Below are 15,100 nucleotides of genomic sequence, written 5' to 3'. Positions count from 1 at the left end.
TTCCTTGATAACATTCGCCGCGGTTTGATCGCAGCGGTGGCTGCGATCCGTTGCTTTTCAGGGGAAATATTTTGTTGCGTCGAAAAAATTCTTACCGCTATCTGATGGCGGCATCCCTGCTGTCTGCAGGTGCTATTCAGGCTGCACCTGTGCTCGAAGAGGTGCTGGTCACCGCCCAAAAACGTAGTGAAAGCACACAGGATATTCCTGTCGCGGTTACCGGCCTGTCGGGTGATTCGCTGGATAAGCTCGGTTTTGATAACGCCGTTGATGTGGGTGCTCAGGTGCCGAATATGCAGGTCAGCGGTGCCTATGGTGAGGTCCAGCCGATCTTCGCCATTCGCGGTGTGAGCATGTCCGACTACAGCTCCAATCAGGCGAGTCCAATTGGGGTTTATGTCGATGAGGCTTATCTTGGCCCGACTTACAGTCACGGTGCCAACTTCTTTGATGTCGCTCGCCTGGAAGTACTGCGTGGCCCGCAGGGTACGCTCTACGGCAAAAACACCACCGGCGGCGCCATTAATATCATTACCCGCACGCCGGGCTTTGATGGCGAAGGTACTCGGTACCTAAAAGTCGGCACTGGCAACTACGATGCCCGCAGTGTTGAGGCGGGAGCGGAAGCTGAGTTGATTTCCGGTGTGCTGGCGGCGCGTTTGTCCGGCAAGATCAAGGAAAGCGACGGCTGGATGGAGATCAAAGGCCAGGACGAGAACGGCGCCGCGACCGATTTCAAAGGTGGACGACTGGCGCTGAACTGGTTGATCAATGATCGCTGGGATGCGGTATTCAAATACAGCGCATCGAAAAACGATGGCACCAGCACGTCGCCTAAAGGTGTGGGCCGTACCCGTACTTCTGATGGTGAAAGCATTGATTACACCGGTTATGACCGCCCGGAAAGCCTGGGTTTTCACGAAGTAGAATCCAATGAGTCCGGTGATCTGATTACTCACTCTGACCTGTCAGTGTTCACCGTGAACTACAACGCCGACAGTTATACCCTGACTTCGGTGAGTTCGTATCTGGATGCGGATTATTATCAGGAGCAGGATACTGACGGCGGCCCCAACGGTTTGCTGGAAATTCTGTGGGCCTCGGATTCCCAGAGCTATAGTCAGGATCTGCGTTTTACCTCGGCCTTCGAGGGCATGTTTAATATCATCGCCGGCCTGTACTACGGCTATGAAGATCTGGCCATGCGCAACACCTACTATATTTTCCGAACCACGCCGGACCCGCGTGTAGTCACAGCTAAACCGGATACGCTGGGTGATGCGCCTTACCTGATTGATGTGGGTGAAATCATTCACCGCATGGAAGTCGAGAAAGAAAGCGCCGCAGCCTATACCCAGATGCGTTTTGATATTACGCCGGACTTTGGTGTGGATATCGGTCTGCGCTATACCCGCGATACCAACACTATGCCCTACCTGAACCTGTCTCGTTACGACGACAACGGTAACGGCGTGGGCACCTGGGTGCCGGGCAACCCGACCGGCGTCGACAACGGTTGGATTCGTCTCGACCCCGCGACCGCCTTGCTGGCTTTGTCGAATCCAGCAGCTCTGTCTGCCATTACCGCAGGCGGTTACACCCACGGTCCTTTCACTACCGCTTCAGCGCCGGAGCTGGAATCTACCGAGCGTGAGTGGACCGGTAAAATCGGTGTCGACTATCGCTTCAGTGAAGAGTGGATGGCTTACGCGAGCTACAGCAAGGGATATCGTGCGGGCAGCTTTAACGGCGGTGTGTACTATGTCAGCCGCACGCTGGATGGTGGCGCCTATGCGGCACCGGAATATATCGATGCTTACGAAGTCGGGTTTAAAGCAGACCTGCTGGGCAACAGCATGCGCCTGAACGCGGCAGCGTTTTACTACGACTACACCGATCAGCAATTCATTAACGTGGTAGGTATTTCCAACTTTCTGGAAAATGCCGGCGCCTCAAGCATCAAAGGTGTGGAAGCCGAGTTGTGGGCGCGGGTCACCGAGCGCCTGACCGTGCAGGCAGCGATTGGCATGTTGGATACCGAGTTTTCCGAGCTGACGCTGGCCAATACCGAAACGTTGGATGATCCGGACGATCAGGTTGACCTGTCGGGTAATGAACTCATCTCAGCGCCGAAGTTGAATGCAAGTTTCTCCATCGACTACGACCTGCTGCTGACCGACTACGGTTATCTTAGCCTGAACACCAACGCCAGCTATCAGGACGAGCAGTGGTACAGCGCCTACAACGATCAGTACGGCTATGGCGAAATCCGTCAGGATGCCTACTGGCTGGTGAATGGCCGCTTGGGCTGGTATGCCAACGATGGCAGCTACAGCGTATCGCTCTGGGGCAAGAATCTGGCCGATGAGGAATATCACGTTTACGGCCTGAACCTGCAGGCGAACTTCGGCTTTGACGAATACATTGCCGGTGAGCCCCGCACCTATGGTGTTGAGGTTAGCTGGAATTTCTAAGCGGATGTTTGAAACTAAAAAGCCCGGCAAATGCCGGGCTTTTTTATTTTCCTGAAGCGCTGAATTACAGACCGAGATTGTTCCAGATAGAACGTACGGGCTCGACCGTATTCATTGTATAGAAGTGCAGGCCGGGTGCGCCGGCTTCCAGCAATTGCTCGCTGAGGCGGGTGACGACGTCAATGCCAAAATCTTTTGCAGACTCTGCATCATTACCAAAGCTTTCAAACTTCTGTGTCATCCAGCGGGGCAGCTCCGCGCCGCAGTTGCGGGAAAAACGCGCCAGATTGGCAAAGTTAGTGACGGGCATGATGCCGGGGTAGATCGGCTTGTCGATACCGGCTTTTTGGCAGTGATCCATAAAATAGTGCCAGGCATCGATGCTGTAAAAGTACTGGGTGATGGCACTGTTGGCGCCCGCATCCAGTTTGGCTTTCAGAAAATCGATATCTGCCTGATAGCTTTTCGCATCCGGGTGAATCTCCGGATAGGCCGCCACTTCCAGCTGAAAGTGATCGCCGGTGTGCTTGCGGATAAACTCCACCAGCTCCTTGGCGTACACCAGTCGGGTGGCACCCATGCCTGACGGCAGGTCGCCGCGCAGGGCTACGATGCGATCAATGCCCGCGTCTTTGTAGGTGTTGATCAGATCCAGCATGGAGGCTTCGTCGTCACCACCAAAAGACAGGTGGGGTGCAACCGATAAACCTTCGGCCTTCATCGCTTTGACAATGCCGAGGGTGTTGTCGCGGGTGGAGCCACCAGCTCCATAGGTCACAGAGAAAAAGCTCGGGCCGAGGGCGTTCAGTTCGGCGCGAACGGTCTGCAGTTTTTCCCGGCCGACATCAGTCTTCGGCGGGAAAAATTCAAAACTGTAGCGTTTGCTCATCTTGTTTTATTTCAATCCGTTTTCGCGAGCAGGGCAGTCATTGCCCCACCCGCGAAGGGTTTTAGTACTTGTAGCTTTCCGGCTTGTAAGGGCCGTCGACCGGTACATTGATGTACTTGGCCTGCTCGTCAGTCATGCGGGTAATCACGCCGCCAAAACCGCGTACCATTTCTGCAGCCACTTCCTCGTCGAGTTTCTTCGGCAGAACCTTCACATACAGGTTGGCTTTTTTCTCGTCGGCAGGCAGATCGGCAAACTTGCGCTCCCACAGGTACATCTGCGCCAGCACCTGGTTGGCGAAAGAGCCGTCCATGATGCGCGAGGGGTGACCGGTGGCGTTGCCTAGGTTAACCAGACGACCTTCAGACAGCAGGATCAGGTGGTCGCCGTTGGACTCGTCGCGAACAATGCGGTGAACCTGCGGTTTGATCTCTTCCCACTTCCAGTTCTTGCGCATGTAGGCGGTGTCGATTTCGCTGTCGAAGTGACCGATGTTACATACTACGCAGCCGCTCTTAAGGGCTTTCAGCATGTTGGCGTCACACACGTCAACGTTGCCGGTGGTGGTCACAACCAGATCAGTGGTGCCCAGCAGTTGCTTGTCGATGCTCGCCTCAGTGCCATCGTTAATGCCATTCAGGTAAGGCGAAACCACTTCGTAACCGTCCATGCAGGCTTGCATGGCACAGATCGGATCGATCTCGGTGACTTTAACGATCATGCCTTCCTGACGCAGTGACGCAGCAGAGCCCTTGCCTACGTCACCGTAGCCGATAACCAGTGCTTTTTTACCGGACAGCAGGTGGTCGGTGCCGCGCTTGATGGCATCGTTCAGGCTGTGGCGACAGCCGTACTTGTTGTCGTTTTTGGACTTGGTGACCGCATCGTTAACGTTGATAGCCGGAACTTTCAGTGTGCCTTTTTCCAGCATTTCCAGCAGACGGTGAACGCCTGTGGTGGTCTCTTCAGAGATGCCGTGGATCTTGTCCAGCATGTGCGGATATTTGTCGTGCAGCAGCAGGGTCAGGTCGCCGCCGTCGTCCAGAATCATGTTGGCATCCCACTCTTTGCCTTCGCTCAGAACGGTCTGCTCGATGCACCACCAAAACTCTTCTTCGGTTTCGCCTTTCCAGGCAAACACGGGAATGCCGGCAGCAGCGATGGCCGCAGCGGCGTGGTCCTGAGTGGAGAAGATGTTGCACGAAGACCAGCGGACTTCTGCGCCGAGCTCGATCAGGGTTTCGATCAGAACGGCAGTCTGAATGGTCATATGAATACAGCCCATGATCTTGGCGCCAGCCAGCGGTTGCTCGGCTTTGTACTTGGTACGCAGGGCCATCAGGGCCGGCATTTCGGTTTCCGCGATTTCAATTTCGCGGCGGCCCCATTCGGCCAGTGAAATGTCGGCGACTTTGTAGTCGGTGAAGTTGCTTTGTGCTGCAGTGGCAGTCATATCTATTTCCTCTTGTTGGGTTCTGTCCCCCCTCCCATCGGGAGGGGGTTAGGGGGAGGGGGTTCCCTCACCCCGGCCCTCTCCCAAAGGGAGAGGGGGAGTTCTTACAGCGCAGCTTTCAGGGCTTCAGCTTTGTCAGTTTTTTCCCAGCTGAACGCGGTGGCCGTTTCGGAGCGCTCTTCACCGTTCTCTTTAAATGTGTAAGTGTGCTCGAAGGGCTCGCGACCAAAGTGGCCGTAAGCGGCGGTCGGCTGATACATCGGGTGCAGCAGATCCAGCATTTTGGTGATGCCGTAGGGGCGCAGGTCAAATACTTCGCGCACAGCGGCGGCCAGTTTGTCTTCGCTCACCTTGCCAGTGCCGAAGGTGTTGATCGACACAGAAGTCGGCTCAGCAACACCAATGGCGTAAGACACCTGGATTTCGCAGCGATCGGCCAGGCCGGCAGCAACGATATTTTTTGCAACATAACGGCCCGCATAAGCGGCGCTACGGTCAACTTTTGAGGGGTCTTTACCGGAGAAGGCGCCACCACCATGACGGGCCATGCCGCCGTAGGTATCAACGATGATTTTACGGCCAGTCACACCACAGTCACCTACTGGGCCACCGATCACGAAGTTGCCAGTCGGGTTGATGTGGAACTGGGTGCCGGCGTGGAGCAGCTCGGCAGGCAGTACATGCTTGACGATTTCTTCCAGCACGGCTTCGCGCAGATCTTTCTGGCTGATCTCAGGGTTATGCTGGGTAGACAGAACGACCGCGTCGATGGCGCAGGGCTTGCCGTTTTCGTAGCGCAGGGTTACCTGGCTTTTGGCATCCGGGCGCAGCCAGGGCAGTACGCCATTCTTGCGCAGGTAGGCCTGACGCTCTACCAGTCGGTGAGAGTAGAACAGCGGTGCCGGCATCAGTACGTCGGTTTCGTTGGTGGCGTAGCCAAACATCAGGCCCTGGTCGCCAGCGCCTTGGTCTTCGGGCTTGGCGCGGTCAACACCCTGGTTGATGTCCACAGATTGTTTGCCGATGGCGTTCAGAACTGCACAGCTCGCACCGTCAAAACCAACGTCGGAGCTGGTGTAACCGATGCCGCTGATCACGTCGCGGATAATGTCTTCCAGATCCACGTAGCAGGAAGTCGTAACCTCACCAGCAACGACGGCCATGCCGGTTTTTACCAGTGTTTCCACCGCCACGCGCGCGTGTTTGTCGCGGGCGATAATGGCGTCGAGAACCGCATCAGAAATCTGATCCGCCATTTTGTCAGGGTGGCCTTCAGAAACTGATTCTGAAGTAAACAGTGCGTATTCGGACATTGCTCTTCCTCTTGTTAACGCTACTTATTAAAAGTGGTTGTGGTTAAAGTTAATCAATTCTCTAACTTCGCCGTCATTGCGAGGAGCATCGCGACGAAGCAATCTCCCGATCAATGGCAGCGGTCCTTGGAGATTGCTTCGCTAGGCTCGCAATGACGAGAGTCCTATAAATTCAGGGCTTCAGAAATTGTCTGAGTTGCACCCGAAAGCCATTTTTCTGGGCCAGAAACACGGCTGGCCCTTCCTCCAGACCGGCGGCTGCCGCCCAGTCTGTTAATTCGTCGGGGTCGATCCCCAGCCACAAATCGCCGCAGGCCTCTTTGGCCCAGCTCTGATTGTGCGGGCAGAGATCGGTAATGCTGAGCACACCGCCGGGTTTCAACCAGCGCGCTGCATCGGCCACGATGTCCGCCGGTGAGGGCACGTGGTGCAGCACCATGTTGATCACCGCACAGTCCACACTGTGCTCGTCAATTCCAGCACTGGCCGTATCTGCCAGTACAAAATCAATATTGTTCAGGCCGTTTGCCGCAGCGGCCTCGCGCGATTTGTCGAGCATTGCGCTGGCGTTATCCAGTGCAATTACGCCTTCGTATCGCTTGGCCAACTCCGGCAGAAAACCGCCTTCGCCGGGACCGACCTCAACCGCCAGTGCGCCACCGCGTTGGGTGCCGCCCAGCAGCTCGGCACTGGCCGGGCCGTACAGGCTGTAATCGACAATCTGTTCCTGCTGGCGACGAAATTCCCCGGCATGCTCTTCAAAGAAGGCGCGGGAGCTCTCGGCACGAGCCTCATTAATCAGTGCCAGTTGACGCTCGGCCACCGCATCCAGTGTCAACAGATCCGCGCTGGCGAGAATGGCTTCCTGCAGCTCAGCCAGTTCTGCTTCACGGGCGGTGTGGGCGCGTCGGTAAAAAATCGTGCTGCCTTCGCGGCGGGTGGTCACCAATCCTGCTGTCGCCAGAATCTTCAGGTGGTGGCTCATGCCGGGTTGGCTGACGTCCAGAATCTGGCTCAGCTCCTGCACGCTAAACGTGTCGCGCCGCAGAATCCGCAATACCGACAGGCGCAGCTGATCGGCCGCTGCCTTGAGCAGGCCGACCAGAGTGTCGCGGGTGTCGTTCCCGCTGCGTATGTGCAGGGCGGATTCAGTCATGGTTGGGGAGTGTAGCAGCGCCTCTCCAAATATCAAAATATTTTTATATAAGAAATCTTTGATGATTTGGAGTGCGCGTAATGGGGTGTGGCGCAGGCCACGTGAACTCTGGCCTCAAACCGATTTGCTGTATTGCGCTGAGTAGGGGAAAATAGCGCCTCTTTTTTTCCGGCACATGCACCAAATACCCCACAGGAGCCCTCAATGCCCTCACGCCGCGACCTTGCCAATGCCATACGCGTTCTGAGTATGGATGCTGTTCAACAGGCCAATTCTGGCCACCCCGGCGCACCGATGGGCATGGCCGATATAGCCGAAGTGCTGTGGCGTGACTTTCTCAAGCACAACCCGGCCAACCCCAACTGGGCTGATCGCGACCGCTTTGTGCTGTCGAATGGTCACGGCTCCATGCTTCTGTATTCGCTGCTGCACCTGAGCGGCTATGAACTTTCTCTCGACGATCTGAAAAATTTCCGCCAGCTCCACGCCAAAACCCCCGGTCACCCGGAATACGGTTACGCGCCGGGTGTTGAAACCACCACCGGCCCGCTGGGACAGGGCATCACCAATGCAGTGGGTTTTGCATTGGCAGAGAAAGTGCTGGGCGCCCAGTTCAACCGCGATGGCCATGAGATTGTTGATCACTACACCTATGCTTTCCTCGGCGACGGCTGCTTGATGGAAGGTATCTCCCACGAGGCCTGCTCGCTGGCCGGTACACTGGGTTTGGGCAAACTGGTTGCCATTTACGACGACAACGGCATTTCCATCGATGGTGATGTGGAAGGCTGGTTTACCGATGACACTCCCGGTCGCTTTGAAGCCTACGGCTGGCACGTGGTGCGCGGTGTAGACGGTCACGATGCCGAAGCCGTTAAGAAGGCAATTGAAGAAGCGCGCAGCGTGACTGACAAGCCGAGTCTGATCTGTGCCCGCACCGTGATCGGTTTCGGTGCCCCCAACAAGCAGGGTGGCCACGATGTGCACGGCGCCCCGCTGGGTGGCGACGAAATTGCGGCCGCGCGCGAGCATCTGGGCTGGAACCACGGCCCCTTCGAAGTGCCGGCTGACATTTACAGCGAGTGGGACGCCAAAGCCAAGGGCGAATCTGCCGAGGCTGAGTGGAACAAGGTGATGGACGCCTACCGCGCGGCCTACCCGGATCTGGCGGCGGAATTCGAGCGCCGTATCGCCGGTGAGCTGGTTGAAGACTTTGATGCCCGCGCCCAGGCGCTGGTGGAAGAAGCTCAGGCGGCCATGGAAAAAGTGGCGACTCGTAAGGCCTCGGAAAAAGCCCTGAACGGTTTCGGCCCCTTTATGCCGGAACTGCTGGGCGGCTCTGCCGACCTGACCGGCTCTAACAACACTTGGTGGAAGGGCTGCACCCTGATGTCACCGAGCGAGCCGGGTGCCAACTACATTTCTTACGGTGTGCGCGAATTCGGCATGGCCGCCATTATGAATGGCGTGGCTCTGCACGGCGGCTTTATCCCCTACGGCGGCACCTTCCTGGTGTTCTCTGACTACGCCCGCAACGCCCTGCGCATGGCGGCGATCATGAAACAGCGCAGCATCTTTGTGCTGACTCACGACTCTATCGGTCTGGGCGAAGATGGCCCGACCCACCAGCCGGTCGAACACGTGCCGTCGCTACGGATTATTCCGAACATGAGCGTATGGCGCCCCTGTGACGTAACCGAAACCATGGCGGCCTGGCGCTCGGCCCTGAGCCGCAACGACGGCCCGACATCGCTGGCCCTGACTCGCCAAGGCTTGGCACCGCAAGAGCGCAGCGCCGAGCAAGTGGCCAATATCGCCAAGGGCGGTTATGTATTGAGTGACTGCGACGGAGAGCCGGATGCCATCATTATTGCCACCGGTTCCGAAGTGCAGATAGCGATGGATGCCAAGGCCAAGCTGAGCGACAAGAACATCCGCGTGGTGTCCATGCCCTCGACCGACGTGTTTGAAAAGCAGGATGCGGCTTACCGCGAGTCGGTACTGCCGAGCCATGTGCTGGCCCGCGTGGCGGTGGAAGCTGCCCATGTGGATTACTGGTACAAGTATGTGGGCCTCGACGGTCGCATTGTCGGTATGAGCACCTTCGGTGAATCGGCGCCCGCCGGTCAGCTGTTTGAGTACTTTGATATCACCGCGGATGCGGTGGTTGCGGCGGTTGAGGATTGTCTGCCGGAATGATCCGTCTCGCGATCAATGGCTATGGTCGCATCGGGCGCTGCGTACTGCGCGCCCTTTATGAATCCGACTATCGTCGCCAGATGCAGATTGTGGCTATTAATGAGCCCGCCGATCTGGCGACGATTGTTCACCTGACCAAATACGATTCCACCCATGGCCGTTTTCCCGGCCAGGTGTCTGCCGCCGACCAGTCGCTGGTGGTAAATGGTGATCGCATTGCCGTAACCCACCATCGCACACTGGATGAAGTGCACTGGGCTGGCGTGGACGTTGTGTTGGAATGTACCGGCCATTACGACAGTCGCGAGACCGTGAGCGCGCATCTGGAGCAGGGTGCGAGTTACACGCTGTTGTCCCAGCCGGGGCAGTCCGATATTCCGGCGATTGTCTTTGGTATCAACGAAAAAACACTGGATGACAGCGCACATATTGCCTCGGCGGCGTCCTGCACTACCAACTGCATCGTGCCGGTGATTGATGTGCTGGATCGCGCCTTCGGTATCGAAACAGGCACCATTACCACCATCCACTCGGCGATGAATGATCAGCCGGTGCTGGATGCCTATCACCACACGGATTTGCGTAAAACCCGCGCGGCGGGGCTGTCGATGATTCCGGTGGATACCGGTCTGGCGGCGGGCATCGGTCGCATATTGCCGAATCTCGACGGGAAATTTACCTCCCGCGCCCTGCGCATTCCGACACACAATGTCTCTGCGATGGAAATGACCGTACACTGTCGCGAAGCTGCGACGGTCGAGGCGGCTAATCGGGCCTTGCTGGCTGCGTCAGAGGGTCAGCTGAGAGGCTTGCTCGGTGTCAGTAATGAGCCTCTGGCCAGCTGTGATTTCAACCACGATCCGCGCTCGGGAGTGGTGGATGCGGGACAGACCCGGGTGAGCGGGCAACTGATTAATGTGCTGGTGTGGTTTGATAACGAATGGGGCTACGCCAATCGTATGCTGGATGTGGTAAGTCACTGGCAGCAATAGAACTTTGTGAAATTGTTGCGTGACCCGCATGCAGTAATTTCGTTTGAATCGGCGTCGGAAGTCACGCGTCCGTTAGTGCCGCTTAAGAATTTTTACTAGAGGAAACAACAAGGAATGGCCCTTTCAGTACTGAAAATGAGCGATCTGGATTTGGCAGGCAAGCGTGTGCTGATCCGTGAAGATCTCAATGTCCCGGTCAAAGACGGGGTGGTGACCTCGGATGCGCGGATTCGCGCGGCCCTGCCAACCCTGAAACTGGCTCTGGAGCAGGGCGCCAAGGTGCTGGTGATGTCTCACCTCGGTCGCCCCACTGAAGGCGAGTACGATGAGGTCTTTTCTCTGAAGCCGGTAGCCAAGCGTTTGGGTGAATTGCTGGAGCGCGAAGTTGAGGTGATTCCCAACTGGCAGGATGGCGTGACCGTGGATGCCGGTCAGTTGGTGCTGCTGGAAAATGTGCGCTTTAACAAAGGCGAAAAGAAGGATGCGGAAGAGCTGTCGGAAGCCTATGCCTCGCTCTGCGATGTCTTTGTGATGGATGCCTTTGGCACCGCCCACCGCGCCCAGGCCTCTACTCACGGCGTGGCCCGTTTTGCGCCGGTGGCCTGCGCTGGTCCGCTGCTGGTGGATGAGCTGGAAAATCTGGAAAAGGCGTTGAAAGAACCGGCTCGCCCGATGGTGGCAATTGTCGGCGGTTCGAAAGTGTCGACCAAATTGGAAGTGCTCGATGCCCTGTCGGACAAGGTGGATCAGTTGGTGGTGGGTGGCGGTATTGCCAATACCTTTCTGGCGGCATCCGGTCTGAATGTAGGTAAATCCCTGTGTGAAAACGATCTGATTCCGGCAGCCAAAAAGCTGATGGAAAAGTGTGATATTCCGATTCCCACCGATGTCATCACCGGCAAGCAATTCGACGAGAATGAGCCTGCAACCCTGCGCCCTGCAGAGAATGTGGGTGACGATGATATGATTTTCGATATCGGCCCGGTTTCAGCGGCCTGTCTTGCAGAGATTTTGAAGCAGGCGGGTACCATTATCTGGAACGGCCCGGTGGGTGTATTTGAATTTGATCAGTTTGCCGATGGCACTGAAGCGATTGCCGAAGCGATTGCCGAATCACCGGCCTTCTCCATCGCCGGTGGCGGCGATACGCTGGCAGCCATCGACAAGTTTGGTATTGCCGATAAAGTCTCTTACATTTCGACGGGCGGCGGTGCCTTCCTGGAATATGTGGAAGGCAAGGTGTTGCCGGCGGTGGCGATTCTGGAAGAGCGGGCGAAGGGCTAGTTTTCGATAACTAACCCACCCGTCATTGCGAGGAGTGCAACGACGAAGCAATCTTGTGAAGTTGGCAGAGTGCTTGGTCAAGTTCACGGTGTGCGTCACGAGTTTGCTTCGCTTCGCTCGCAATGACGGAAGATTTTTAGACATTTAAAAATACAGAGGTAAACCATGGCACTTATCAGCATGCGACAACTGCTGGACCACGCCGCCGAGCACGGCTACGGCGTTCCGGCTTTTAACGTCAACAACCTGGAGCAGACCCGCGCCATTATGGAAGCGGCTCGCGAAACCGATAGCCCGGTGATCATGCAGGCTTCTGCCGGTGCCCGTAAGTACGCCGGTGCGCCCTTCCTGCGTCACCTGATTCTGGCGGCGATTGAGGAGTTTCCGGATGTGCCGGTGGTAATGCATCAGGATCACGGTACCAGCCCTGATGTTTGTCAGCGCTCCATCCAGCTGGGTTTTAGCTCGGTGATGATGGACGGCTCTCTGCGCGAAGACGGCAAAACCCCGGCAGAGTATGACTACAACGTCGATGTCACCCGTCGCGTTGTCGATATGGCCCACGCCTGTGGCGTTTCTGTAGAAGGCGAGCTGGGTTGTCTGGGGTCACTGGAAACCGGACAGGCTGGTGAAGAAGATGGCGTTGGCGCTGAAGGCACTTTGAGCCACGACCAGCTGCTGACCGACCCGGAAGAAGCGGCCGACTTTGTTGCCAAAACCAACGTCGACGCGCTGGCCATTGCCATCGGCACAAGTCACGGTGCCTACAAATTCAGCCGTCCGCCCTCAGGCGATATTCTGGCGATTGAGCGCATCAAGGCGATTCACAAGCGCATTCCCGATACCCATCTGGTGATGCACGGTTCGTCCAGCGTGCCGCAAGACTGGCTGGCCATCATCAATGAGTTCGGTGGCGAAATTCCGGAAACTTACGGTGTGCCGGTTGAAGAGATCGTTGAAGGTATCAAGCACGGCGTGCGCAAGGTCAATATCGATACCGACCTGCGTCTGGCGTCTACCGGCGCCGTGCGACGCTTTCTGGCAGAAAACCGCGCCGAGTTCGACCCGCGCAAATATCTGAAAGAAACCGTTAAGGCCATGAAGGATATCTGTGTTGCCCGTTACGAGGCGTTTGGTACTGCCGGCAATGCGAGTAAGATCAAGCCGATCTCGCTGGAAGGCATGTTCGAGCGCTACGCAAAAGGAGAACTCAACGCTAAGGTCAACTAATGAGTGACTGGGTAAGTCTAGCTGTTTCCAATCGCGACACACTGAACTTACCCCGGCTGGCCGCGGCGGAGGATTCCACGCCGCTGGCCGATGCCTATTTTCAGTTTTACGGCATTGATTTCGAAAACCGGTATGAGGGGTTGAAACACCACTTTGGTGTATTTGACTCGGCGGGTTTCGAGATCGCCGCACACGTCTTTATCCCCCCGCAGGCGAAAAAAACCGCTTGGCTCTATCACGGTTTTTACGATCACGCCGGGCTGTTTAAACACGCCATCGATTACTGTCTGCAACGCAACTGGGCAGTGGTGGTGTATGACTTACCCGGTCACGGTCTGTCGACCGGGAAGCCCGCCGAAATAGATAGTTTCGATCAGTATCTGCAGGTTTTGCGCGACGCCTTCGCGGCAGCTGCATGCTTTGACTTGCCTGCGACGCGGATCGCCATGGCTCAGAGTACGGGCGGCGCGATTCTAATGACGTATTTGCTGCAGGGCGGCGAGGCGTTTGAACACGCTGTCTTGCTGGCGCCACTGGTTCGCCCCAAGGGTTGGCGGCTGGGCAAGCCGCTTCATCACCTCATCGGGCGACGGATTGCCAGTTTGCCACGGCGCTGGGCGGAAAATTCCGGGGATGCTGAATTTTGTGCCTGGCTGCGCGAGGCCGATGCCTTGCAGTGCGGTGTGCTACCCATGAGCTGGGTGAATGCGCTGAAGCATTGGGAGCGGGCTTTTCATCGGCTGCCTACTTCACCCGTGAGTGTGCTGGTAGTGCAGGGTGATGCCGATGCGACGGTGGATTGGCGCTTTAACTTGCCGGTGATCCGGAAACATTTTCCGGAGGCTAGAATCTGTCAGCTGGAAGGAGCGCGCCATCATTTGGTCAACGAATCGGAAGGCATTCGGGAGCAGATCTGGGCGCAGGTAGATGAGTATCTGATGCCCGATCAGCTGTCGAGCTGACGCAGAATATCCAGGTTCTCTCGATGCACCGTGTCCGTTAAGCTATGGTAGTGGTTCACGTCCCATTGCACGGACGCGGAGGGCTTGTCGGCACGATAAGCTGCTTCAATTACAAGGGCTTCATTTGAAAGCCGTGCGTTACTGTCAGTGTGGCTGATAGCTTCAGGTTGCATGAGATAGCCTTCCATTACATTATTCCTTCTTATCTCTCAGGGTAAAGTTCTCCCAGCCAGTCAGGTATGAGAGCTTCTACTGCTTCCTGTCAGGGCTTCTACCTAGATGGCGTGCTGGCTGGAACAGGCTTTTCTGTATAGGAAGATTCCGCACAATGATGAAGATTTATCAGGTGGATGCGTTTGTCAGCGAGCGCTTCCGTGGCAATACGGCGGGCGTATGTCTGCTGAAAAACGCGTTGAATGAAGCCCAGATGCAGGCGATCGCCGCTGAGATGGGCTATGCCGAAACGGCCTTTGTTGTGCCTGAGGGAGACCATCGCTGGAATATTCGGTGGTTCACGCCGGCTGTTGAAGTGGCGCTTTGCGGTCATGCGACCCTGACCGCCGCGTGGGTTCTCGCTGAAATTGAAGGGGTGGAAGGTGAGCTGACCTTTTCTAGTCTCAGCGGTGATTTATCGGTGGCGGTTGAGGGGGAGTTTCTGACGCTGAATTTTCCCGCGTATTCGGCTGCGTCCCGGACACTGCCGGACGACATTCTGAAAGCGCTGGCATTGGAGTCTGATGCGCAAGGCTACTACTCCGAGGCCAATGGCGGCTATTGGATTGCCGAAGTGTCTACGGTTGGTGAAGTGCAGGCGCTGGAGCCAAATATGGCCGCGCTGCGCGAGGCGCTCCCCGGTGGCTTGATTGTGACCGCCCTGGGTGAAAACTGCGATTTCGTCTCCCGGTTCTTTGCTCCAGCGCTGGGGATTGATGAGGATGATGTGACGGGTAGCGCTCACTGCGCCCTCACGCCGCTGTGGTCAGAGCGCTTGGGTAAAACGGAGCTGTTGGCCCATCAACTGTCGGATCGCGGTGGCGAAATTCACTGCACCCTGAGTGGCGATCGCGTGCTGCTCAAGGGGCAGGCCCGACTGCGCACCGTGCGTCAGTTGAGTGGTTCCTTCTTCACCAACGATTTCGCTTGAAGAT

The 15,100-nt window shown here is 56.7% G+C and carries 12 protein-coding genes; 7 read left to right on the top strand and 5 right to left on the bottom strand.

The genetic code is table 11. From position 1 onward, the window contains the following. The first annotated feature begins 71 nt into the window (after positions 1–71). Positions 72–2,474: a TonB-dependent receptor gene (locus FHR99_RS08025; protein ID WP_246386473.1), complete on the top strand. Its 2,403-nt coding sequence runs from the start codon at positions 72–74 to the stop codon at positions 2,472–2,474. Between the two features lie 64 nt (positions 2,475–2,538). Here the strand turns inward: FHR99_RS08025 and metF are convergent, their stop codons facing one another. The 4 genes from metF to FHR99_RS08005 form a co-directional block, all read right to left on the bottom strand. Further along, a complete protein-coding gene (gene metF, locus FHR99_RS08020) occupies positions 2,539–3,363 on the bottom strand; it encodes a methylenetetrahydrofolate reductase [NAD(P)H] (protein ID WP_183409984.1) in 825 nt (274 codons plus the stop codon). Between the two features lie 61 nt (positions 3,364–3,424). Continuing rightward, the gene (gene ahcY, locus FHR99_RS08015; protein ID WP_183409983.1) at positions 3,425–4,816 is read right to left on the bottom strand and encodes an adenosylhomocysteinase; all 1,392 of its coding nucleotides are present in this window, start codon (positions 4,814–4,816) and stop codon (positions 3,425–3,427) included. Positions 4,817–4,920: 104 nt separating this feature from the next. After that, complete coding sequence (gene metK, locus FHR99_RS08010; RefSeq protein WP_183409982.1) at positions 4,921–6,129, bottom strand: methionine adenosyltransferase; 1,209 nt, start codon at positions 6,127–6,129, stop codon at positions 4,921–4,923. Between the two features lie 172 nt (positions 6,130–6,301). Then, positions 6,302–7,285, bottom strand: a complete 984-nt coding sequence (locus FHR99_RS08005; protein WP_183409981.1) for an ArsR/SmtB family transcription factor — start codon at positions 7,283–7,285, stop codon at positions 6,302–6,304. 204 nt (positions 7,286–7,489) lie between these two features. Here FHR99_RS08005 and tkt point away from each other — a divergent pair, with 204 nt between their 5' ends. From tkt to FHR99_RS07980, 5 genes are all read left to right on the top strand, one after another. Beyond that, entirely contained in the window at positions 7,490–9,484 is a 1,995-nt protein-coding gene (gene tkt / locus FHR99_RS08000; RefSeq protein WP_183409980.1) for a transketolase, read from the top strand. After that, positions 9,481–10,476 carry a type I glyceraldehyde-3-phosphate dehydrogenase gene (locus tag FHR99_RS07995; RefSeq protein WP_183409979.1) on the top strand — a complete coding sequence of 332 codons (996 nt, stop codon included), beginning with the start codon at positions 9,481–9,483 and terminating at the stop codon, positions 10,474–10,476. The genes tkt and FHR99_RS07995 overlap by 4 nt, the downstream gene beginning before the upstream one ends. Positions 10,477–10,590: 114 nt before the next feature. Continuing rightward, a complete protein-coding gene (locus FHR99_RS07990; RefSeq protein ID WP_183409978.1) occupies positions 10,591–11,760 on the top strand; it encodes a phosphoglycerate kinase in 1,170 nt (389 codons plus the stop codon). A gap of 165 nt (positions 11,761–11,925) precedes the next feature. Further along, positions 11,926–12,990, top strand: a complete 1,065-nt coding sequence (gene fba / locus FHR99_RS07985; protein WP_183409977.1) for a class II fructose-bisphosphate aldolase — start codon at positions 11,926–11,928, stop codon at positions 12,988–12,990. After that, complete coding sequence (locus tag FHR99_RS07980; RefSeq protein WP_183409976.1) at positions 12,990–13,952, top strand: alpha/beta hydrolase; 963 nt, start codon at positions 12,990–12,992, stop codon at positions 13,950–13,952. Before fba ends, FHR99_RS07980 begins: the two co-directional genes overlap by 1 nt. On the opposite strand, the gene FHR99_RS07975 is transcribed toward FHR99_RS07980, so the two are convergent. Then, on the bottom strand, positions 13,937–14,140 hold the full coding sequence (locus FHR99_RS07975) for a hypothetical protein (RefSeq protein WP_183409975.1): 204 nt from the start codon (positions 14,138–14,140) through the stop codon (positions 13,937–13,939). The genes FHR99_RS07980 and FHR99_RS07975 overlap by 16 nt on opposite strands. Before the next feature lie 140 nt (positions 14,141–14,280). On the opposite strand from FHR99_RS07975, the gene FHR99_RS07970 reads away from it, so the two are divergent. Beyond that, positions 14,281–15,096, top strand: a complete 816-nt coding sequence (locus FHR99_RS07970) for a PhzF family phenazine biosynthesis protein (RefSeq protein WP_183409974.1) — start codon at positions 14,281–14,283, stop codon at positions 15,094–15,096. Positions 15,097–15,100 lie beyond the last annotated feature (4 nt).

It is taken from the genome of Litorivivens lipolytica, from assembly GCF_014191715.1.
Classification (GTDB): domain Bacteria; phylum Pseudomonadota; class Gammaproteobacteria; order Pseudomonadales; family Spongiibacteraceae; genus Litorivivens; species Litorivivens lipolytica.
Note: the sequence above shows the minus strand (reverse complement) of the source record. Positions and strands in the feature narration are given on the sequence as shown.

Excerpts from the sequence above, each read along its gene's own strand:
- metK (WP_183409982.1), bottom strand. The coding sequence starts at position 6,129 with ATGTCCGAATACGCACTGTTTACTTCAGAATCAGTTTCTGAAGGCCAC.
- FHR99_RS07995 (WP_183409979.1), top strand. The coding sequence starts at position 9,481 with ATGATCCGTCTCGCGATCAATGGCTATGGTCGCATCGGGCGCTGCGTA.
- FHR99_RS07970 (WP_183409974.1), top strand. The coding sequence starts at position 14,281 with ATGATGAAGATTTATCAGGTGGATGCGTTTGTCAGCGAGCGCTTCCGT.
- tkt (WP_183409980.1), top strand. The coding sequence starts at position 7,490 with ATGCCCTCACGCCGCGACCTTGCCAATGCCATACGCGTTCTGAGTATG.
- ahcY (WP_183409983.1), bottom strand. The coding sequence starts at position 4,816 with ATGACTGCCACTGCAGCACAAAGCAACTTCACCGACTACAAAGTCGCC.
- fba (WP_183409977.1), top strand. The coding sequence starts at position 11,926 with ATGGCACTTATCAGCATGCGACAACTGCTGGACCACGCCGCCGAGCAC.
- metF (WP_183409984.1), bottom strand. The coding sequence starts at position 3,363 with ATGAGCAAACGCTACAGTTTTGAATTTTTCCCGCCGAAGACTGATGTC.
- FHR99_RS07975 (WP_183409975.1), bottom strand. The coding sequence starts at position 14,140 with ATGGAAGGCTATCTCATGCAACCTGAAGCTATCAGCCACACTGACAGT.
- FHR99_RS07990 (WP_183409978.1), top strand. The coding sequence starts at position 10,591 with ATGGCCCTTTCAGTACTGAAAATGAGCGATCTGGATTTGGCAGGCAAG.
- FHR99_RS08005 (WP_183409981.1), bottom strand. The coding sequence starts at position 7,285 with ATGACTGAATCCGCCCTGCACATACGCAGCGGGAACGACACCCGCGAC.
- FHR99_RS07980 (WP_183409976.1), top strand. The coding sequence starts at position 12,990 with ATGAGTGACTGGGTAAGTCTAGCTGTTTCCAATCGCGACACACTGAAC.